At 49.8% G+C, this 21,131-nt stretch carries 26 protein-coding genes; 22 read left to right on the top strand and 4 right to left on the bottom strand.

The features are described from left to right. The first annotated feature begins 82 nt into the window (after positions 1–82). From NST84_RS16650 to NST84_RS16625, 6 genes are all read left to right on the top strand, one after another. Positions 83–643: a hypothetical protein gene (locus NST84_RS16650; RefSeq protein WP_342561298.1), complete on the top strand. Its 561-nt coding sequence runs from the start codon at positions 83–85 to the stop codon at positions 641–643. Positions 644–859: 216 nt separating this feature from the next. Then, complete coding sequence (gene hflX / locus NST84_RS16645) at positions 860–2,143, top strand: GTPase HflX (protein WP_342561297.1); 1,284 nt, start codon at positions 860–862, stop codon at positions 2,141–2,143. A gap of 45 nt (positions 2,144–2,188) precedes the next feature. Further along, a complete protein-coding gene (locus tag NST84_RS16640; RefSeq protein WP_342561296.1) occupies positions 2,189–3,442 on the top strand; it encodes a methionine gamma-lyase family protein in 1,254 nt (417 codons plus the stop codon). Positions 3,443–3,860: 418 nt separating this feature from the next. Continuing rightward, positions 3,861–4,271: a MerR family transcriptional regulator gene (locus tag NST84_RS16635; protein ID WP_019910684.1), complete on the top strand. Its 411-nt coding sequence runs from the start codon at positions 3,861–3,863 to the stop codon at positions 4,269–4,271. A 32-nt stretch (positions 4,272–4,303) separates the two neighbouring features. Then, positions 4,304–5,632, top strand: a complete 1,329-nt coding sequence (glnA, locus tag NST84_RS16630) for a type I glutamate--ammonia ligase (protein ID WP_342561295.1) — start codon at positions 4,304–4,306, stop codon at positions 5,630–5,632. A 107-nt stretch (positions 5,633–5,739) separates the two neighbouring features. Beyond that, the gene (locus NST84_RS16625) at positions 5,740–6,072 is read left to right on the top strand and encodes a DUF3139 domain-containing protein (RefSeq protein WP_342561294.1); all 333 of its coding nucleotides are present in this window, start codon (positions 5,740–5,742) and stop codon (positions 6,070–6,072) included. Positions 6,073–6,121: 49 nt separating this feature from the next. Here the strand turns inward: NST84_RS16625 and NST84_RS16620 are convergent, their stop codons facing one another. Then, on the bottom strand, positions 6,122–6,319 hold the full coding sequence (locus tag NST84_RS16620; RefSeq protein WP_342561293.1) for a hypothetical protein: 198 nt from the start codon (positions 6,317–6,319) through the stop codon (positions 6,122–6,124). Positions 6,320–7,068: 749 nt separating this feature from the next. On the opposite strand from NST84_RS16620, the gene NST84_RS16615 reads away from it, so the two are divergent. The 9 genes from NST84_RS16615 to NST84_RS16575 all read left to right on the top strand — a co-directional run bounded on the left by NST84_RS16615 (position 7,069) and on the right by NST84_RS16575 (position 12,317). Beyond that, positions 7,069–7,245: a hypothetical protein gene (locus NST84_RS16615; protein WP_342561292.1), complete on the top strand. Its 177-nt coding sequence runs from the start codon at positions 7,069–7,071 to the stop codon at positions 7,243–7,245. Positions 7,246–7,601: 356 nt separating this feature from the next. Continuing rightward, complete coding sequence (locus tag NST84_RS16610; protein WP_342561291.1) at positions 7,602–8,288, top strand: hypothetical protein; 687 nt, start codon at positions 7,602–7,604, stop codon at positions 8,286–8,288. Positions 8,289–8,517: 229 nt separating this feature from the next. Further along, complete coding sequence (locus tag NST84_RS16605; RefSeq protein WP_342561290.1) at positions 8,518–8,715, top strand: hypothetical protein; 198 nt, start codon at positions 8,518–8,520, stop codon at positions 8,713–8,715. Continuing rightward, positions 8,708–9,967 (top strand): DNA polymerase IV, encoded by a 1,260-nt coding sequence (locus tag NST84_RS16600; RefSeq protein WP_342561289.1) that lies wholly within the window; start codon positions 8,708–8,710, stop codon positions 9,965–9,967. Before NST84_RS16605 ends, NST84_RS16600 begins: the two co-directional genes overlap by 8 nt. Beyond that, positions 9,964–10,443, top strand: coding sequence for a hypothetical protein (locus tag NST84_RS16595; RefSeq protein ID WP_342561288.1), 480 nt, complete (start codon positions 9,964–9,966; stop codon positions 10,441–10,443). The genes NST84_RS16600 and NST84_RS16595 overlap by 4 nt, the downstream gene beginning before the upstream one ends. A 278-nt stretch (positions 10,444–10,721) precedes the next feature. After that, complete coding sequence (locus NST84_RS16590; RefSeq protein ID WP_342561287.1) at positions 10,722–11,108, top strand: hypothetical protein; 387 nt, start codon at positions 10,722–10,724, stop codon at positions 11,106–11,108. A 233-nt stretch (positions 11,109–11,341) separates the two neighbouring features. Further along, entirely contained in the window at positions 11,342–11,533 is a 192-nt protein-coding gene (locus NST84_RS16585) for a sporulation protein Cse60 (protein ID WP_342561286.1), read from the top strand. A 268-nt stretch (positions 11,534–11,801) separates the two neighbouring features. Continuing rightward, positions 11,802–12,023, top strand: a complete 222-nt coding sequence (locus NST84_RS16580) for a hypothetical protein (RefSeq protein ID WP_342561285.1) — start codon at positions 11,802–11,804, stop codon at positions 12,021–12,023. A 75-nt stretch (positions 12,024–12,098) separates the two neighbouring features. Further along, on the top strand, positions 12,099–12,317 hold the full coding sequence (locus tag NST84_RS16575; protein ID WP_342561284.1) for a hypothetical protein: 219 nt from the start codon (positions 12,099–12,101) through the stop codon (positions 12,315–12,317). A 93-nt stretch (positions 12,318–12,410) separates the two neighbouring features. On the opposite strand, the gene NST84_RS16570 is transcribed toward NST84_RS16575, so the two are convergent. Both NST84_RS16570 and lexA read right to left on the bottom strand, forming a co-directional pair. Then, positions 12,411–12,749, bottom strand: a complete 339-nt coding sequence (locus NST84_RS16570; RefSeq protein WP_342566458.1) for a L,D-transpeptidase — start codon at positions 12,747–12,749, stop codon at positions 12,411–12,413. Between the two features lie 163 nt (positions 12,750–12,912). Continuing rightward, positions 12,913–13,539 carry a transcriptional repressor LexA gene (gene lexA, locus NST84_RS16565; protein WP_025704214.1) on the bottom strand — a complete coding sequence of 209 codons (627 nt, stop codon included), beginning with the start codon at positions 13,537–13,539 and terminating at the stop codon, positions 12,913–12,915. 229 nt (positions 13,540–13,768) lie between these two features. On the opposite strand from lexA, the gene NST84_RS16560 reads away from it, so the two are divergent. From NST84_RS16560 to NST84_RS16540, 5 genes are all read left to right on the top strand, one after another. After that, complete coding sequence (locus NST84_RS16560; RefSeq protein WP_342561283.1) at positions 13,769–14,182, top strand: LysM peptidoglycan-binding domain-containing protein; 414 nt, start codon at positions 13,769–13,771, stop codon at positions 14,180–14,182. A 109-nt stretch (positions 14,183–14,291) separates the two neighbouring features. Further along, positions 14,292–14,495: a DUF896 domain-containing protein gene (locus tag NST84_RS16555; RefSeq protein WP_342561282.1), complete on the top strand. Its 204-nt coding sequence runs from the start codon at positions 14,292–14,294 to the stop codon at positions 14,493–14,495. A 48-nt stretch (positions 14,496–14,543) separates the two neighbouring features. Next, complete coding sequence (locus tag NST84_RS16550; RefSeq protein WP_342561281.1) at positions 14,544–15,071, top strand: hypothetical protein; 528 nt, start codon at positions 14,544–14,546, stop codon at positions 15,069–15,071. Positions 15,072–15,111: 40 nt separating this feature from the next. After that, on the top strand, positions 15,112–15,897 hold the full coding sequence (locus tag NST84_RS16545) for an HAD-IA family hydrolase (RefSeq protein ID WP_342561280.1): 786 nt from the start codon (positions 15,112–15,114) through the stop codon (positions 15,895–15,897). A gap of 188 nt (positions 15,898–16,085) precedes the next feature. Beyond that, complete coding sequence (locus NST84_RS16540; protein ID WP_342561279.1) at positions 16,086–16,244, top strand: hypothetical protein; 159 nt, start codon at positions 16,086–16,088, stop codon at positions 16,242–16,244. A gap of 290 nt (positions 16,245–16,534) precedes the next feature. On the opposite strand, the gene NST84_RS16535 is transcribed toward NST84_RS16540, so the two are convergent. Continuing rightward, on the bottom strand, positions 16,535–16,780 hold the full coding sequence (locus NST84_RS16535; protein ID WP_342561278.1) for a hypothetical protein: 246 nt from the start codon (positions 16,778–16,780) through the stop codon (positions 16,535–16,537). A gap of 203 nt (positions 16,781–16,983) precedes the next feature. Between NST84_RS16535 and NST84_RS16530 the strand changes: the two genes are divergently transcribed. Both NST84_RS16530 and metH read left to right on the top strand, forming a co-directional pair. Further along, the gene (locus tag NST84_RS16530; RefSeq protein ID WP_342561277.1) at positions 16,984–17,406 is read left to right on the top strand and encodes a FixH family protein; all 423 of its coding nucleotides are present in this window, start codon (positions 16,984–16,986) and stop codon (positions 17,404–17,406) included. A gap of 119 nt (positions 17,407–17,525) precedes the next feature. Beyond that, the gene (gene metH, locus NST84_RS16525; RefSeq protein WP_342561276.1) at positions 17,526–20,963 is read left to right on the top strand and encodes a methionine synthase; all 3,438 of its coding nucleotides are present in this window, start codon (positions 17,526–17,528) and stop codon (positions 20,961–20,963) included. The last annotated feature ends 168 nt before the right edge of the window (positions 20,964–21,131 follow it).

Raw genomic sequence — 21,131 nt, 5'->3', positions numbered from 1 at the left:
TTGATCTTTCATCCTACTATAGACCTAAATAAATTAATGTGGTAATATTTAACACGTTATTTATATTTAGGGGGAATAGTACTTGAAGAGTGGAAAAGTGTTGATTGGTGTTGCAGTTTTCTTGGTACTTGTTCTGATTTATGTTGCACCTACAGCCGTACACAAGATAAACGAGAGCAGAAAAGAAGCGAGGCTGGAGACGCTCAGTGAAGAAGCAAAGCGTTTAACGGAAAGCGGAGAATACCTTGAGGCTACGGAGATTATTAAGGAAATGACAGCTATAATAGAGGGGCGGGACTACACAAGAGACCCTAACCCGGAAGAGACGTATGAGCTTAACAGAGAAGCCGAAAGCAGCTCGCTTTTTGAACAGCTTGGATTTTCACGTGTCAGTGTAATTTGGAATAGTATTACCGGCGATCTGGTCGGGGAGATAACGAATAATGGGGATAAAGACATAGAAGGTTACTTTGCCATTTCCTTTTATGATAACTCGGGAAACATAACCTACTCCAGGGATTCGATAAGCATTCCGGGTGACGGTATACGTTCTGGCGAAACCATTCATTTTAGTGTTCCTGTAAACAAGTTTGAGTATTCTTCGTTTAGAGTACAGGATGATGCGCTTTATGTGCTGGATTAATTGTTGCTGCTTCTACATAATAAGATAGACATTTATATAAATTTCACGCAAGATAGAAGATACGGGCAAAAAAAGATAACCGGCACACCGAGATCCCGGAGGAGTCCGGTTATATTATACTGCCGCAGGCCATACTCAGTTTAAGCAGCATTTGCTGGCCGGGAAGATTCAGGCAGTACCACTTCTACAGGTATAAGAAGAAGGAGCATTCAATTAATGTCACTTACACATGATACACAGACAGAGGTGCAAGACCGGGCGATTCTCGTCAGTCTCGTTACAGACAAAATCAAGCGCACAGGCATCGACCCTGAGCTGTCTCTGCAGGAGCTGGTTCAGCTCGCCGAGACGGCCGGGGTCGAAGTGGTGGATGTACTCCGCCAGAACAAGGAAACCCCTGATTCCAAATGGTTCATCGGTAAAGGGAAGGTAGAGGAGCTGCGGATCGCGGCGGACGGACTGGGCGCCAACACGGCGATTTTTGACCAGGAGCTGTCCGGAGCCCAGGTGCGTAACCTGGAGGAAGCGCTGGACATGAAGATTATCGACCGTACCCAGCTGATTCTTGATATATTTGCCGGCCGGGCCAAGACGAGAGAAGGCATCATTCAGGTAGAGCTGGCGCAGCATTCCTATCTGCTGCCCCGTCTGTCCGGACACGGCAAAAATTTGTCCAGGCTCGGCGGCGGTATCGGCACCAGAGGTCCCGGCGAGAGCAAGCTGGAGACAGACCGCCGGCATATCCGCGGCCGGATTACGGAGCTGAAGCGCCAGCTGGATGAAGTAGTCAAGACACGCGAGTTGCACCGCGAACACCGCCGTAAAAGCGGAGCTGTACAGGTGGCTCTGGTCGGCTATACCAATGCCGGCAAATCAACGCTGCTGAAGCAGCTGACTGATGCCGACGTCTATATTGAAAACCAGCTGTTCGCTACGCTGGACCCCACTTCCCGTGTACTGCAGCTGCCTGCAGGCAAAGAGGTTGTATTGACTGATACGGTCGGGTTTATTCAGAACCTGCCCCATGATCTGGTCGCTTCTTTCCGGGCCACGCTGGAGGAAGTGAACGAGGCCAATCTGGTGCTGCATGTCGTAGATGCCTCATCTCCGATGCGGGAGGAGCAGATGGAGGTTGTTGACTCCATTCTTCAGGAGCTCGGTGCCGCCGGCAAGCCGCGGGTGGTCCTGTTTAACAAAAGCGATCTCTGCCAGCCGGAGCAGCTGGAGATGCTGCCATCAGGCCCGGGCTATCTGAAGATCAGCGCTTTTAACCAGGAAGATCTGAACCGTGTCACCGCGCTGATTGCCGATGAGCTGGCCGGAGAGACGCTGGTGTTCCGTATTCCCGGCGACCGCGGGGATCTGTCCGCGCTGCTGTACCGGGTGGGAGAGGTGCTGGAAACCAATTATGAAGAAAATGATATACTGTACAGCGTACGGCTGAACAAAGAGGATTATGAAAAATGGGGCTACAAGCTGACAGAGTTTGTGGTGCAATAATTACGATATGAATTGAACTGGAATGTTAGGAGCGAATAAGGGGAAATGGCTGTTTTTGCAGAAGATATTTTACAGGCGGCAGAGGCCGCAGAGCTTGAAATTGAAAGTGCGGTTAAAGCGCTTGATAAAATTGTGGATCACAATCAATGGAAGGTAATTGAGGCGTTTCAGCGCCAGCACGTCAGTGACTTCCATTTTGCCGGTTCTACCGGATATGCCTATAACGACCGGGGCCGCGAGGTGCTGGATCTGGTGTATGCCGAGGTATTCGGTGCAGAAAGCGCGCTGGTGCGCCCTCATTTTGCTTCCGGGACCCATACGATTTCCACGGCACTCTTTGGTGTGCTGCGGCCCGGAGACGAGCTGCTCTACATCACAGGCCGTCCGTACGATACGCTGCACAAAGTCGTGGGCAAGCCAGGTGACGGAACAGGGTCGCTGGCAGACTTCGGGATTGGCTACAAAGAGACTGCGCTCACAGAGGATGGAAAGATCGATTGGGATGAGGTTGAGCTGTCCATTAATGAGCGGACCAAGGTAATCGGTATTCAAAGATCCCGCGGCTATGACTGGCGTTCTTCCTTCACGGTGGCCGAAATCGGTGAGATGGTAGCCAAAGTCAAGGCATTGAAGCCGGAGCTGATTGTATTTGTAGATAACTGCTACGGTGAATTTACCGAAAAGCTGGAGCCGCCGCAGGTCGGTGCCGACCTTGTAGCCGGCTCGCTGATCAAAAACCCCGGCGGCGGTATCGCCGAGACCGGCGGGTACATCTGCGGCCGCAGCGACCTCGTCGAGCTGGCTGCCTACCGGCTCACGGCACCGGGCATCGGTGGTGAAGTAGGCGCGATGCTCGGAACGACACGCGGCCTCTACCAGGGGCTGTTCATGGCACCGCATACGGTCGGACAGGCCGTTAAGGGCAGTATCTTTGCTTCTGCCGTGTTCCAGCGCTGCGGTTTTACCACCAAGCCGGCCTGGAATGAGCCGCGTACGGATCTGATCCAGGCGGTCTCTTTTGACAGTGCCGAGCACCTCATTGCCTTTGTGCAGGGTATCCAGCGCGCCGCGGCTGTTGACAGCCACGTCGTTCCGGAGCCTTGGGACATGCCGGGCTATGAGCATCCGGTTATTATGGCAGCGGGCACATTCATTCAGGGCGGAAGCCTGGAGCTGTCTGCCGACGCCCCGATCCGCGCGCCGTATATCGGTTATATGCAGGGCGGGCTGACTTACTCCCATGTGAAATTTGGGGTATTGATGGCGCTGCAGAGCATGCGGGAGCGGGAGCTTCTATAGCGCTGGAAATTGAAATAGTATTTATGGCCCTGCTGGTTAGCAGGGCTTTTTTTAATTTAGCACCTTTGAAGGAAGAGGGCTGGCCGTTGTCTAATACTAAGGGGAGTATGCTGATGCTTAGTGAAGGAAGAGTGTGCTTATGCAGATTGCACAGCGCAGGACGGGCCTTTCGGGATATAAGCAGGGGGACGGGGAAAACCTATCGCTGAAGGCGCATAATATGATAGCGCTTTTTGCTTCCGTATTGTCTGATGTGATATACTGCGGTTGACTTCATCCTTTGTAGCTTACACCCAGTTGACCTGCTGTTTCGCAGTAGTCTACTAATGTTGTAAAGAAAACTTACATACCATTGACACGCCAAATTAAGAAATGTACAATGAGATGAGAAAAAGATCATTGGAAGGTTGGATGAGTCATGGGTGATGAAATCCGCAGAAATATGGCATTATTTCCTATAGGAATCGTAATGAAGCTAACTGATCTATCTGCCAGACAAATTCGGTATTATGAGCAGCATAGCCTGATTGTACCTGCGCGTACTTCCGGCAACCAGCGTTTGTTCTCATTTAATGATGTTGAGCGCCTATTGGAAATCAAGGCACTGATTGAAAAGGGAGTTAATATTGCCGGCATTAAGCAGGTGATGAATCCTGTCTCGAAGGAATCTGAAGAAGCTACAGTGATTACCCCTGATACAGAGGTTAGACGTAGGGAATTGTCTGATTCACAGCTTCACCGTTTGCTTAAGCAGGAACTGGTTTCCGGGAAAAGACCGGGACAAGTATCTCTTATTCAGGGCGAGCTATCCCGGTTTTTTAATAAATAAACTAATTAGAGTGTTGAAAGGGAGAGGGTATCGTGAGCTTTTCTAAAGAGGATATTATCCGTATTTCCAAAGAAGAAAACGTCCGTTTTATTCGTCTGCAGTTTACCGACCTGCTGGGAACGATCAAAAACGTTGAAATTCCTGTGAGCCAGCTTGAAAAAGCACTCGACAATAAAATGATGTTCGACGGATCTTCCATCGAAGGTTATGTACGTATCGAGGAATCTGATATGTACCTTTATCCGGACCTCAGCACTTGGGTTATCTTCCCTTGGGTGACTGACAGCCGTGTAGCACGTCTGATCTGCGATGTGTACATGCCTGACGGCACACCGTTTGCCGGCGATCCGCGCGGTATCTTGAAACGTTGTCTTAAAGAAGCCGAAGAAATGGGCTTCACAGCGATGAACGTAGGTCCTGAGCCGGAATTCTTCCTGTTCAAAACGGACGAGAGAGGCAACCCGACACAGGAACTGAATGACCAGGGCGGATATTTTGACTTGGCGCCGATGGACCTTGGGGAGAACTGCCGCCGCGAGATCGTATTGACTCTTGAGGAAATGGGCTTTGAAATTGAAGCCTCCCACCACGAGGTTGCTTCCGGCCAGCACGAAATCGACTTTAAATATGCGGACGCGATCACAGCCGCTGACCAGATTCAGACCTTCAAGCTCGTCGTTAAGACGGTTGCGCGTCAGCACGGTCTGCATGCTACCTTTATGCCTAAACCTCTCTTTGGTATGAACGGATCCGGTATGCACGCTCACCAATCCCTGTTCAAAGACAACGAGAACATGTTCTACGATGAGAGTGATACACTCGGTCTGAGCAAAACTGCACGCTACTACATGGCTGGTATCCTGAAGCATGCACGCGCTTTTGCCGCAATCACCAACCCGACTGTTAACTCATACAAACGTCTGGTTCCCGGTTATGAAGCACCTTGCTATGTGGCCTGGTCCGCAAGTAACCGCAGCCCGATGATCCGTATCCCGGCTTCCAGAGGCCTTAGCACACGTGTCGAGGTCCGCAATCCGGATCCGGCGGCTAACCCGTACCTTGCACTTGCTGTAATGCTGAAGGCAGGTCTTGACGGAATCAAGCGCCAACTGGAGCTTCCTGCACCAATCGACCGCAACATCTATGTGATGTCTGAGGAAGAACGCATTGAAGAAGGCATCCCGAGCCTGCCGGCTGACCTGAAGGAAGCCCTGAACGAACTGATCCGCAGCCATGTCATCACCGAAGCCCTCGGCGAACATGCACTGGCCCACTTCTACGAACTGAAGGAAATCGAGTGGGATATCTACCGGACCCAGGTTCACGAATGGGAAAGAAGTCAATACATGACGCTTTACTAGGAAAAAGCAGCCCTTGACGCCGTTGGCGTTGAGGGTTTTTTCTTTGTTTATTTGGTTTTTTGTGTAAAATAATTCGAAAAATGTTATATTGAGATTGGAGTTTTATTTTGAAAATAATAGGAGGTGCTTATAAAATTAGAAAATTTGCGGCCTTCTCGGTATTAATGATCACTTTGCTGGTTATCGGGATTTACGTGGCGCTACAGATTAAATATCATTCACTTGAAACAAGTCTCAAGACATATTTAGTTAACATTGAGGGATACGCGGAATCTGATATACTAAGCGTTAAAGCCAAACTTGGCTCTATGCCGAAATTTCCCCTATACGTAACATTCGCTGATGACCCTGGTACTACATACATTTTTACGGACAGAGACGCATCAGACTGGACACAGCTGGACCCCAAAGTGCCGCAGCGTTTGAAAAAAGATAACTGAGCAGGACTGCTCCATTAACTGCCGCAATAGATACTGCTCGGCTGGCGGGCTATCTGCAGTCAAATACATATGAAATGATTTTTATGGAATCTTTGGCGACGGTAAGCGTACCAAAACCGGTATTTAAATATATAAAATCGTAGTTAAAACCATATTCCAGCCAGCCTGCAAGTATATCACCGTTAACTAATTGGATTTTTACCGGCTCCTGTTTCATGATGGCTTCTTCAATGAGCTTTGTGTCCATATGATTCCACCGCCAATTGAAGTAATTTTGTATATTTATTATTAAACAAGAAAATGGAAATTAATTTAAGAAAATAGATATTTTTAAATATAATTACTTAGTAGAAAGATAATAGAAAAAAGAAACCTTGAAAAAGGTTTCTTAATGTTTTTAGACAATACTTTTAGCATGTGCCTCTAACAACTCGATAACAATCGTTTGCCCCGTGACGCCGAAATTCCTCAAGCAAAGCAATTCAGTCAATGAAGCCTTCATCAAATCACCGATAGTGACGTAGTTGCTGTCATGTAACGAATTAAGAATGCGGGAAATGCTTTTAGGGTTTCTGGACGTTCTCTGTCTCAAGGTATGGATGGGTTGCGGGTATAGGCTGTAATCAATGTGAATGTAAGACATGAGGGGGAGTTTATCTCTAGTAGACAATATAACCTGGTGTCTCCCTTCATTCATCTGGTAAATATTATAAATAAATGAAATGGATTTGCAATACATTTTACAGAATGTTTACATTTATTTGTGTCGACATTATTCCGCGATTACGGCACTGTGGACGAGGGGCAGCAATCTCTATTGGAGGATACCGCTATTTCACTTACCGGAAAGGGAGAGCAATGACTGTTGCAGGAGTTCTTAAAAAGCCGTTCCGATGTTCCGGAATGTCGATTTTGAAAAATTAAGGCTGACGATACTTTCGCAGGCTATCGCTGCTGCTGAATTTAACGCAATAACAGAGAGGAGGGAATCGTGATATGAAAAAAGACGATCTTAACAAATTTTTCTGCGGATGGCGTTTTATTGCTTTCGCACTAGTACTTACACCTGTACTCCATCTGATTGCATTCCTGATAGGCGTTATGGAGAATCTGGTTAAGGAGTCTTATAAAATCGGCTACCTATTCGGCAGCTTTCTGGAGTTGATGATTTGATCAAGCTACTGAAAAGTGAAAACTTCCAGTATAAAGATACCTATTTTTTTATAGTACATCCGGCCGCGCTTTGGATCGGTTTCTTTTCTTTGGTGCTGGCGGGCTGGATTTTATTTTATAGCGTTAAAATATACCGGAAGCGGCGGAAGTAAGCAAGACCGGTTTACTCGGTCATTGCCCGACTGAAATATCATACATATCGAATGATCGTCAGGCGTAACATTCCGGCGGTTTTTTGCGTTTAGTTAAAGTAATGGATTTATAGCCTTCACCTGTATAATGCACGGGAGATGTCGTATTTAGTTACAATGTCAGCTATTCGGGTAATAAGTGTTAATCAGAAGAGGAGGTACAACATGAAAAAATCGATGCTACTCACAGCAGCAAGTGTTTTTCTGCTTTCTGCCTCAATTCTGGGCGCATGCAGTAATAATGAGACAATGAATGAAGCGGAACCTACAGCGTCCAGTGCAGCCGCGACGCCTGTCAGCGAAGCGACTGCCAGTCCTGAGCCTGCAGCGTCACCGGCAGCCACTGCAGCGCCGGCATCTGCCAGTCCGGAGGCAGCTCCAGAGTCATCCGGGCGTCCGCAGACGCAAAGCTTCGGGGAGCAGGAGGGCGGTGTCCCCGGACAGGATGGCACGCTTGAGCAAGGTGACGGATATTCCTTGTATATATTTGACGGTTACACCTTTGATGCGCAGACTGGCCGCCTGGCATTGACGGCAGACGCTGAATACTATGCGGAGATTGAACCGCTGCCGGCCAGTTATGATCTGGCTGCCCTGAAGCAGCAGGGCCAGACCGAGCTTGCCGCCGCAGGCGAGCCTAAAGACTACAGCGGGGAGCTGTTTGAGCATCCCCTGCGTTATGCTGAGCTGTACCTGCAGGTAAGCGGTGAGGCCGGTACCCATGATTACATGGTGTGGAAAAATGAAGCCGGGGAAGCTTATCTGCTCCGGATACACAACCAGAAGGGAGAACCGGCAAGCCAGTTCAGCCCATGGATGACCGTTTCGCTGTCCACTATTGAAGGTAATTAAGCCGCCGGCACCAATCTGTCCGCAGAGGCTCCTGTGATAAACAGGCAGCTTTCTGCGGATTTTTTATAAGCATTTTCCGGATAAAACAGCGCAAAATATAAAATCTGCAGTCCACGTGTAATCAATATACATAATAATGACAGTTGAGGAATATACTCATGATTGATTAGAGAACACCTGTTTGGTTATAATACAAACAAATGTTCTTATTTGTTGGAGGCGATCGGTCATGAGAATGGCTATTGGTCAAACCGTTGAAATTGTATATCTGGACAGAGCGGGCAAGATCTCGCAGCGGAAGATTGAAGTGCTGGATATCCGTGACGGGCGTATCCGGGCGACCTGTTTAACGGCAGGGGCGCCGCGGGTATTTCTGCTATCGAATATTTTGGCCTGGCACCCGGTGCGGGGGAAGAGGTATGCCTAAGGAGCGTGTTATTCTGCTGTCGGACTGCCAGTCCTTTTATGCAAGCGTCGAAAAAGCTGCTCATCCGGAATACAAGGATATGCCTGTTGCAGTAGGCGATCCGGCACGGATGAACGGGATTGTTCTGGCTGCCTGTCCGCTTGCCAAAGCCAAGGGTGTCACCACCGCCTCACGTGTAGGCGAAGCGTTGACCAAATGCCCGGAGCTCGTCGTGATCCGGCCGCGGATGCGGACCTATATTACCGTTTCCCTGCTGATTTCGGAGATCTACAAGGGGTATACGGATATGGTGGAGCCGTTCAGTATCGATGAGCAGTTTCTGGATGTGACGGGCTCGCTTAAATTTTTCGGAGGGGAATTGCCGAAGGTGATTTCTTCGATACAGCAGCATGTGAAGCTGTCTACCGGTGTCTGGACCCGGGTAGGGGTCGGGCCGACCAAAATCCTGGCCAAAATGGCCAATAATCTGGCCAAGAAGCAGACGGACGGCATCTTCCGGCTCGGATACGACAATCTGAATGAGGTGCTCTGGCCGCTGCCTGTACATGATATGTTTATGGTTGGCGGACGGATGACCAAAAACTTTTTCCGGATGGGTATAACGACGATCGGCGACATTGCCCGGATGGAGCTGGGGGAGTTCAAACGGAGAATGCGGATGACGATGGGCAAGCAGAGCGATATCCAGGCGGAGTATTACTGGCAGACGGCCCGCGGCATCGACCCCAGTCCGGTCGTTACGGGAATCCGGCACCAGATCAAATCCGTGGGCCACGGCAAGGCGCTGCGCTGGAATCTGTATACGCGGCTGGCCGATATTGAGGTGGTGCTACTGGAGCTTGTAATTGAAGTCTGCCAGCGGGCGCGGCGGTACCGGTATATGGGCTCGGTGGTATCCGTCGCGGTGTCAGAGACAGACGGTAACACCTCGCACTCATACAGCCGGCAGATGACGCTCCCGGAGCCGTCGTTCCTGACGCATGAGGTGGCCGCCGCCGCCTACCGCCTGTTTGTGGACCACTGGACCGGGATGCCGCTGAGCCGTCTGACCATCTCCATTGCTCAGCTGAGTGATGACAGTGTCATGCAGCTCACCCTGTTCGATGACCGTATCCGTACCTACAACAAAGAGCGGGCTATTGACCAGATCAAAACCAGATACGGCAGCCGGGCGCTTATTCGTGCATCCTCTTTGCTTGAGTCCGGGGTTGCTCTGGAACGGGCCGAACAGATTGGGGGGCATTATAAATGAGCAAATTAGACGGCAATGAGCGCTGGAAGACCAAAATGCTGATGAGTGAGCATGTTGACCAGTATGAACAGCAGGAGAAGGGGGAGGACGGCAGCAGAACCATGCTTACGAATGCGGAGCGTACAATGGTCCGGGACCTTATTCTGCTGCCTTACATAGATACGATGGTGAGCAAGAGTATTGAGGAGATTGAGCGGTCGGGAAACATGCTTACCAGGACGTACTTAATGGCCGGGCGTTATATCCAGAACCGGGTGATGCAGGACACCTACCGGCTGCAAAAAGAGCTCAAGCAGCGCAATATCAGGGTGCTGGCCGATGAGCAGGAGGATTTCCTGATGTATTATAAAATTTTTTTCCGCGGCTACCAGGAACGTTTCGGACTTACGCGTGACATCATGCGGACAGAAATCAGCCTGAGGCTTACCCGGTATACGTCTGAGCTGGGGACGGTTTTAAAAGAGCATATGAAATAAACAGGCCTGCTCTGTACTCAGGACAGCGGTGGTTTATGTGCGGGAGCTGCCTTCAACCGGATCATGTAAGGTATTCTGCCGTTAAGCGGAGTGTGAATTTATGTGCAGCCAGGAATTTTATTATTTTTTTGAAAAAAGTAGCAGATAAGGTATACATTAAGTACAGGATGGGTTATGGTTAAGTTAACTTATCTGTGTAATTCTAATCCAGGGGCCTTTCAGTGCGTAAGCGATAGAAAGGTCCTTCTTGCATATATTAGGTTAGAAGGGAGTGTTAAATGTATTATGATCAGGAAATGATTACGCGTTACGAGGAGATTGAAGAGAGGGTTGTAAGGTTTATTACGAAGCATTCAGGTGTTGAGTATATGAAGGGTTCGGAGCAGGTTGTGGAGGGCGGCGTCTTTGCCTGGGCGAAATTAAGATCTGTAGATACAGCTATTCAGACTCAGCTGAGGCTTGATTATGTTGAGGTCTTTGAACTGGCCAGACAGAGCATGGAGCATGCCGAGAGCAAGCATCTTATTGATTTTGACCGGAGCAGTGAAACGGTGCTTAATTATATCAGACAGGATTCAATTCTGTGGATTCCGTCCTTGGAGGCAGCTGCTGAGGCAGCGAGAACCGAACTTTCGCTTCAGAAATTCCTGCTTACTCAAACTTAAATATATAGCAGTTGTATAATTGTGTAAAAAAGTGTTTGACCATTCGCAGGCCCGGTGTTAAGCTAGGCTAATAGTAAGGCATTTCGCAGTGAGCTGCGGAGTGCCTTACTGTTCATTTAGGGGTATTTTACATTAATTGTTAGTCGAGGGGTGATGCGCCATGTGCATTTCGCTGCTATCTAATACATGTGTTCCGATATAACTGTGAATGAAAAGGACAAAGGAGAATACTAATGATACAGGTAAAAGAATTTGTAGACGGGGATAATTTCTATGCCGAGAATAAGGCAAACGAGTTCCTCAAAGGGCTGAGGGAGGAGCAGGTCGTAAACATCTGTTACGGATCTATAGTGAAATCCTCGCGTGACGGGGCGGAGCATCAGCGGAGTACAATTTTGGTGGTATATAAGACAGATGAAAAATAAATTCTGGGACCGTCTTTTTACCTGGCTGTCATTTGCTTCAACGTTAACAATTGTGATTCTGGCGGTTTTTTATACACTGGACTAAGAATAAAGGGATTAAACGGGCATTATCTGCGGCTTTCTATAATGGGAGAGCTCTTGGTAATGCCCTTTTCTATACCTGTGTAAGGGAATTATCACATACATACATTACCATTTGTGTTATATTTGAAGTGAATGTTTAAGATATCCATACCAAGGATGAATCAGTCTACAAGGGGGAAGCGGATTGAACACGACTTATAAAGTGCTGGTGTGTGATGCTGATTTATTTGCTGCAGCCCTTGCTGAAGCAGATATATATGTACTGCAGTTACGAAAGGGTAAACCGCCGGTCTTTGCTGATTGTGCAGGTCCGCTGCAAAAATGGACGCCGGAATACATAGAGCTGGGCGGGATGACCTACAGGCGTAAAGATTTTGAATTCCGTGTGCGTATACCCGAAAAATAACAACTGCCGGATCACACAGGCCGGAAGAGCTGGTTTAGCATCTCTTATACTATAAAACGTAAAAGAGGTGTTAATATGGCAGAAAGAGACCGGTCAAGAATCCGCAGAGCGATCCGTGCCCTGCTGGCACAGCGCTCCATCCTGCTGGAGCGGCTTGAAGAAATTAACGAGAATCTGCGCAGATTGCCTAAACCAAGCCGGGCGAGACGTGAATTACTGGCGGCAAGAGTATCGATCCGCGAAGCGTTGCGCTTGAACCGCATCGCAATCAGGCTGTTGCGCAGTGTCCTCTAGAGACTGTTGAATAGGAAGCATAAGAAGTATATAAAGGACACCTCTGCCCCGCGGAGGTGTCCTTTGTGATGGAGGCGGGGCGGAAATCTGCTGCTACTCCCTGATGGTAACCCGTGTCCCGATGGGAACAATACGTGACAAAGCAAGAACATCCTCGTTATACATCCGGATGCAGCCATGCGAAACCATATGGCCGATGGAGGCGGGATCATTGGTTCCGTGAATGCCGTAATGAGGTTTGGACAGGCCCATCCAAAAAGCGCCAAACGGCCCGCCGGGATTGGGCTGCTTGTTAATAATGGTATATTCGCCTTCAGGTGAAGCAGTCAGCATGGTACCAATTCCCACAGGAAAGCCGCGGGTTACAACATCATTATCCAGCAGGTACAGCATACGCTGGGACAGGTCAACAATAATCCGGTAATTAGGCATAGTCATCAGCACTCCTTCTGCTGTCAGAATATGTGCAGAGTCTGCACGCGGTTACCAGAGGCCGAGCGCTGCGCGCGGGAAACGGCAGCCTGTTTATAATTTGAATGCAGACAGGAAAAAGGCTGTTACGCAATTCATGCGCAACAGCCTCATTAGGGGATAATTAGTGGATATCACGGAAAAGTCCGATGACTCTGCCTAAAATGGTAACACGGTTCAAGCGGAGCGGTTCATAGGCCGGGTTCTCCGGCTGCAGGCGGATATGGTCACGTTCTTTATAGAAGGTCTTAACAGTAGCTTCATCTTCTTCGGTCATTGCTACGACGATGTCGCCGTTGTCTGCTGTCTGCTGCTGGCGGACAATGACATAGTCGCCATTCATGATTCCGGCATCAACCATACTGTCTCCAAGTACAGAGAGCATGAAAACCTTGTTGTCACCGACATAGTGGGTAGGAAGCGGGAAATAATCTTCAATATTCTCGGTAGCGGTAATCGGCACCCCGGCGGTGACTTTACCTACAACAGGGATACGGGTAACCGTCTGCACAAACTGGTGTACATTCTCTGAATCTTCCTGGCCGAGCAGCTCGATTGCGCGGGGTTTCGTAGGGTCACGGCGAATCAGACCCTTCTTCTCAAGACGGTCCAGATGACCATGTACGGTGGAGCTGGAAGCAAGCCCGACAGCTTCCCCGATTTCCCGGACTGACGGAGGATAACCCTTGCTGCGGACTTCATTACGTATGAATTCCAGGATCGCCAGCTGGCGACTCGAAATCTTTGACATTGGAATCAACCCCATATAGTATGTTTGGGAAAATTATAACATAGAACTTCCGTTCGTACAAACATAAGTTCTAACTATCTCGTAATAATATTTGGATACCTCTGGAAGGGGAGGTATAAAAGGGGCGGAAACAAAGGGAACAATTGTTCGAAAAAACCTATTGATCAAAACACATGTTCGTGTTATATTAAATTCAAATTTAAGAACAAGTGTTTGGAGGTCGATGATATTGTTAAAATACAGTACTTACCGCAGCATTTATGATGAGACCCGAGAGGTTCAGTCTGCCGAAGCTGGCTCTATCATAGAATATGTGACCCGTATGAAGAATTCTGCAGTATCCCTGTTCGGCGCTTTAACGAATCTGTTCCGCAGAGGCCAGCTGGTGAAGCTTGTCATGATTCTGATGCTGGCGATTTCCGGCTTTACGGTGGTAGGTAACGTATTTGCAGGATCCGTATCATCGGTAATGCCGGCTGAGCGTGTGGTGGTGGAGCGCGGAGATACTCTCTGGAGCATCGCAAATGAACATAAACCATCGGATATGAGGACGGTTGTATATATAGAAGGAATCAAGAAGGCGAGCGGGCTTAAGGGCAGCAATATACAGGCCGGAGATGTGCTGACACTGCCTGCATACTAATAGTTGAAGGAATAGAGGTTACGACAGGAAGAGCTTTCAGGGAGGAGACCTTGACAAGCTCTTTTTCTCATGGCAAAGTTAGAATGAATTTATAGGGGAGGGGAAAGCATTGAATATAGACGAATTGGTCGCACGCATCAATGAATTGGCACGCAAGCAGAAGAGCAGCGGCCTGACGGAAGAGGAACTGGAGGAACGCGCCCGGCTCCGTGAAGTTTATCTGGGCAACATCCGTAAGAACTTCCGTGCACAACTGGATACCATTGAAATTGTGGACAACGATGATCAGGGCGACAAGGGGCTAACACATTAGTCCTGTGGCTTTGTCATAGATATTTTAGGACGACTAGGGGGAACTCACATGGCCCGTTCTTGGGAAAGAATGGTTCAACGCAACACCAAGCAAGTCAATATGCAACGCAAGAAGCAAGGCAAGGAATCGATTTACGCTTCCAAATCATCGCCGGCTGCAGGAAGCAGCGAAATTTTTAAAGGCCGTAACATTGTATTTCCGATCGTTCTGCTGCTGCTCGGGATGATGTTCTGGGTAGTGGGCTCCGTTGATGAAGCCCGGGGGCAGGGCATACTGGCCAACTGGCTGGGCGTTGTTCTGTACTTTTTACTGGCAGCCCTGATTTTCTTCCGTCGTCCTTTCCTTAAGGTTGAGCGGGCCAGAGTTTCCACTATTAAATTTAACCGTGAGCGCTGGCTGCAGGCTTCCGAGATTGAGAAGATTATCCTGTCCCGCAGCATGGTTTCCCTGAAATATAAAGGCAAGCGCAAGCAGTGGGTGTTCTCCAGATTGCTGAACCGTTATGATACTGCAGCAATGGGAGCCCGGCTGGAGCAGTTCGCCAAAGCCAATAATATTGAAGTAGTGCACGAGTAGAAAGATAAGATAGACCAGCAGAGGGAGAGGGAGCGTTATTATGCCGATTACCGCCGTACTATTTGATCTTGACGATACACTGCTCTGGGATGACCGGAGCGTTGAGGAAGCCTTTCGTGCCGCCTGCGAAGCGGCAGGTAACAATGTTGACCCTCATGAGCTGGAGGCTGCTGTCCGCAAGGAAGCCCGAAGTCTCTATGAATCTTACGAGACTTTTCCGTTTACGAAGATGATCGGGATTAACCCGTACGAAGCGCTTTGGGCGAACTTTACGGCAGGGGAGCAGCCGGAATTCCGCCAGCTGGAGCAGCTTGCTCCGGCATACCGCAAGGAATCCTGGCGCCGCGGCCTGGCCGCTCTGGGCATCGAAGATGAAGCACTGGCTGAGCGGCTGGCTGCGAAGTTCGGCGAAGAGCGCCGCAGCCGTCCGTACATGTATGAAGAGACGCTGCAGGTACTGGACGAGCTGCGCGGCAAAGTGAAGCTGCTGCTGCTTACCAACGGCTGTCCGGCTCTGCAGCAGGAGAAGCTGGATGGTGTTCCTGAGCTGATTCCTTACTTTGATCATGTAGTCATTTCCGGCAGCTTCGGCAAGGGCAAGCCGGACAAGGCGATTTTCCAGCATGCGCTTGAACTGCTTGATATCACTCCTGAGCAAGGGATCATGGTGGGTGATAAGCTCACAACGGATATTCTCGGCGGCTTGTCCGCAGGACTGACGACTGTCTGGATCAACCGGACAGAGAAAGAACCGGATCCCGAAATTCAGCCGGCTTACAGAATCGGGCATCTCTCCGAGCTGCTTCCGCTGGTACAATCACTATAAGTCTTTTTATCTAAGCCGGCTTCCTGTAAAAGGGGCCGGTTTTTTTGGTGTCGGAGGTTGACTGAATTCGCATACATATTGTTCCAAATGGGGTATACTCGGTTAATACTTTCTATAAGGAGCTGAGTTATCTGATGATGAGCCAACCCGGATTTTTCTTTAGCGGAGCATTTAGTATCTTCTTCTTTTTGATATGGATAGCATGTATAGGGGCAGGAGTTATTGCCTTTGTTCTGTTTGTAAAGCTTGCACTCAGGGCGATTGCAGCCTTAGATCTGTACAATCATGCCAAAAATCTTGAAATCCGTGAACGCTACGAAACGGTTAAAAAGGACGGCAATCTGTAAGCACTGCACTGCTCTGCTGACATTGAAAGGAGGAGAGCCGCTGACTGAGCTGATAGGGATTGTCATTCAACTGTTCCTGGAGCTGAACCAGCCCAATCTGTACCCGGCCACGAAAAATAAAACAATCCATGCCCACAGCATCAGTAAACGGAAGAATCTGGGTATAACCAGATATTCGGAGTATAGCTTATTCAGTAATTTCAGTTAAATTCCCCCTTTTACGACTATTATAACAAGAAATACCCGTAATCCGAGGAGTATGGATTACGGGTATTCGCGTTGTTTGAAGCTTAGTCCCGGTTAGCTTTAATTCTTTTCTCATAACCATCGATGTAATCTAGCCCGGCCTGACTGAGCCCGCTCCCGCTGCTGTCCGTATAACCGGCATTCTGGATATGCTGCAGTGCAACAATAAAGTCCCGTTCGTCAATGCCGATTTGTCTGAAGTGCGGCTCTCCCTGCTCCTGAAGCAGCTTTAGAATGTGGTATACAGGATCTTTACTAATCAATTCACTCAGCAACCCTTCTGCAGTCATTATGACGACAGCTTATGCTGACACCAGCCCTATGGTTACAAAAGTAGACGCTTAGGCGCCGGAGAATGAATGTCCTGTTTTTTAATCCTGTTAACGATTTATACGGGGGCAATATTTAAAATTATATGTATAATAGAAGCAGAATGGATTACTCGCGCTGTAAGCTTCGAATGGAACCTATTATCCAATCGGGAGGATGCCGGATGATCAAACCTAAGCAGCTGGCGGCTGCATTGTTTATAGTTGCTGTAACTTCACTGGGTGGCTGTTCGGGGAACAATACAGAGCATGATCACATGCACGCTGCCGCAAATATCTCTATGGAACCTATCAAGGTGGAGCTGGGCTGGAGTCCGGAACAGGGAAAGGTAAATGAGCCGGTTCTGTTTCAGGCGGTGGTTACCCAGGCCGGTGAGCCGGTGGATGATGCCCGGGAAGTGCTGTTTGAAATTGTAAGCAAGAATGATGATACGGTGAAGCTTGAGCTAAAGGGAACGGCCGCCGGCAATGGCGTGTATGAGGCGGAGACGGTGTTTGAACAAGAGGGCGGGTACAGCGTAACTTCGCATGTGACGGCCCGCACGCAGCACTCAATGCCAAGCAAGGAGCTTACCATTGCACCTTAACGGTACGCCGCCCCCGGAACCGCCAAATAATAACAATTATGCAGAGTGGAAAGCAATGCTTTCCGATTTCGCTTTATTCTGCTAAACTAACTCTAATGTTTTTCGGGGGGGATTTTGAAGTGGCTAAATATACACTTGCTGAGAGCTTGCAGCAGCGCATACTGATTCTGGACGGAGCAATGGGTACGATGATTCAACAGGTTCCCCTTACCGGAGAGGATTTTGGCGGTGAAGAGCTTGACGGCTGTAATGAAATGCTGGTGCTTACACGCCCGGAGGTTATCCAGACTATACATGAGCAGTATCTGGAGGCCGGCGCTGATCTGATTGAGACCAATACCTTTGGCGCGACCTCTGTCGTGCTTGCGGAATATGATATCCCGCAGAAGGCGCGGGAGATTAATCTGGAGGCGGCCCGGCTGGCCCGGAATGCCGCAGACAAATACGATACGCCGGAGCATCCGCGTTATGTGGTAGGCGCAATGGGGCCGACAACCAAGACACTTTCCGTTACCGGCGGCGTGACCTTCCAGGAGCTGGTAACCAGCTATCAGGAGCAGGCAGTTGCTCTGATCGACGGCAAGGTAGATGCTCTGCTGCTGGAAACTTCACAGGATACACTGAATGTAAAAGCAGGCAGCATTGGAATCCGCAATGCTTTTGAAGAGACCGGTATTACGCTGCCTGTCATGATCTCCGGTACGATTGAGCCGATGGGCACAACGCTGGCCGGACAGAATATCGAGGCCTTCTATATTTCGCTAGAGCATCTGAATCCGATCTCGATCGGACTGAACTGTGCGACCGGGCCGGAATTCATGCGTGACCATATCCGTTCTCTGTCAGAGATTTCTTCGGCGGCGGTGAGCTGTTATCCGAATGCCGGGCTGCCGGATGAAAACGGGAATTACCATGAGTCTCCCGATTCGCTGGCCCGCAAGCTGGCGGGTTTTGCCGAGAAGGGCTGGCTGAACATCGCCGGCGGCTGCTGCGGAACGACCCCGGATCATATCCGGGCTATGGTGGAGCAGATTACGACCTATCCGCCCCGCCAGCTGAACGGGACTCATCCGCCGGCCTTGTCGGGGATTGAGCCTGTATATGTGGAGGATGCCAACCGCCCGTACATGGTCGGGGAACGTACGAACGTGCTGGGCTCACGGAAATTCAAACGCCTGATTGTTGAAGGCAAATATGAGGAAGCTTCAGAAATTGCCCGGGCACAGGTCAAGAGCGGTGCGCAGGTCATCGACGTCTGTGTGCAGGACCCGGACCGCGATGAGAGTGAGGATATCAAGAAATTCCTGGAGCTTGTCGTCAAAAAAGTGAAAGTGCCGCTGATGATCGATACCACCGACCCTCAGGTTATTGATCTGGCGCTGCAGTACTGCCAGGGCAAGGCGATAATTAACTCCATTAACCTTGAAGACGGTGAGGAGAAGTTTGAGCATGTTACCCCTCTGATCCATAAATATGGAGCGGCCATTGTTGTCGGGACGATTGATGAAACCGGACAGGCTATCAAGGCGGATGATAAGCTGGCAGTTGCCAAGCGGTCCTGCGACCTGCTGGTGAATAAATACGGACTGCAGCCGGAGGACCTGATCTTTGATACACTGGTATTCCCTGTCGGTACAGGGGATGAACAGTATATCGGGTCAGCCAAGGAAACGATAGATGGAATCCGGCTGATCAAGGAAGCCCTTCCCGGAGTTCACACCATCCTGGGCATCAGTAACGTCTCCTTCGGCCTGCCGGAAGCCGGACGTGAAGTATTAAACTCGGTATTCCTCTATGAATGCACCAAGGCGGGACTGGACTATGCAATTGTGAACACCGAAAAGGTAGAGCGTTATGCCTCTATTCCGGAAGAGGAGCGTAAGCTTGCTGAAGAACTGATCTACAATACAAATGATGAGACTCTGGCTGCCTTTGTCGCTGCCTTCCGTGAGAAGAAGGTGGAGAAGAAAGAAAAAATCTCCAATCTGTCACTGGAGGAGCGGCTGGCCTCTTATGTTGTCGAAGGGACCAAGGAAGGGCTGATTCCCGATCTGAATGAAGCTCTCACCAAGGACAGTCCGCTGGAAATTATCAACGGCCCGCTGATGGCAGGCATGTCCGAAGTGGGACGGCTGTTCAACAACAATGAGCTGATTGTTGCTGAAGTGCTGCAAAGCGCTGAAGTGATGAAGGCGTCGGTCGCCCATCTGGAGCAATTCATGCAGAAGGATGAGACCGCTGTGAAGGGCAAGATTATGCTCGCAACCGTCAAGGGTGATGTCCATGATATCGGCAAAAACCTGGTAGAGATCATTTTGTCCAATAACGGCTACCAGATCATCAATCTGGGGATCAAAGTCCCGCCGGAGAATATTATCGAAGCCTTCCGCCGTGAAAAGGCGGATGCCATCGGCCTGTCCGGCCTTCTGGTTAAATCGGCGCAGCAGATGGTTACCACTGCACAGGATTTGCGTTCAGCCGGCATTGACGTGCCTATCATGGTAGGTGGGGCGGCGCTGACCCGTAAATTTACCAAAACCCGGATCCGGCCTGAATATGACGGTCTGGTTCTGTACGCCAAGGACGCGATGGACGGCCTTGATATTGCCAACAAGCTGATGAATCCGCTGGAGCGGGTCAAGCTGGAGGAAGAGGTACGCCAGGAAGCCGAGGCCGTTGTAGCCGTAGCTCCGAAGCAGGAAATGCCTGAATTGACCCGGGCTGTCCGCTCGAAAATTTCAGCGGATGCGCCGGTGTTTACTCCTCCTGATCTTGAGCGGCACGTACTGCGTAATTATCCGCTTGGCCACGTCGTTCCTTATGTGAACATGCAGATGCTGCTCGGCCATCATCTCGGCTTGCGCGGCTCGGTGGAAGCCCAGCTCGCTGCCGGAGACAAGCGTACGGTTGAGCTCAAGGAGACGGTCGACGATATTCTGCATCAGGCGATAGTTGAGGGGACAATTGCCCCTCATGCGATGTACCAGTTCTTCCCGGCGCAGTCGCGCGGCAACGATATTCTGATCTACGATCCGCAGAACCAGTCGAGCGTGCTGCATACCTTTACGTTCCCTAGACAGAATGTAGAGCCTTATCTGTGCCTTGCTGACTTCCTGAAACCTGTAGACAGCGGTGTGATGGACTATGTCGGCTTCCTGGTTGTAACGGCAGGACACGGCGTCCGTGAAATGTCGACCGAGCTGAAGGAGAAGGGGGATTACCTCCGCTCCCATGCCCTGCAGGCTGTCGCGCTGGAGGTAGCCGAAGGACTGGCCGAGCGCGTCCATCACATGATGCGGGATACCTGGGGCTTCCCCGACCCGGCAGATATGACAATGAAGCAGCGGCATGGCGCACGTTATCAGGGCATCCGCGTATCCTTCGGATATCCGGCCTGCCCGGATCTGGAAGATCAGGGGCCGCTGTTTAAGCTGATGAAGCCGGAGGATATCGGCGTTCAGCTTACAGAAGGGTTCATGATGGAACCGGAAGCTTCTGTCTCAGCGATGGTTTTTGCCCATCCGGAAGCGCAGTATTTCAATGTGGAGAAGCTGTAATCTCCAGGCCTGAACCACAACTAAGCTGAAGGGGAGCGATCCTCCTTTGGCAGCGGACCTCCCGTAACCGGGAGGTTTTTTGCTGGTTTTTTGGTACTGTAGAGAAGGCGAGTGAAAGTAAAGGTGCTTTCAGTGCCTAAAAAGGGTAAAATTCAGTTCAGAGACTAA

The organism is Paenibacillus sp. FSL R7-0345 (genome assembly GCF_038595055.1).
Taxonomy (GTDB): Bacteria; Bacillota; Bacilli; order Paenibacillales; family Paenibacillaceae; genus Paenibacillus_AQ.
Note: the sequence above shows the minus strand (reverse complement) of the source record. Positions and strands in the feature narration are given on the sequence as shown.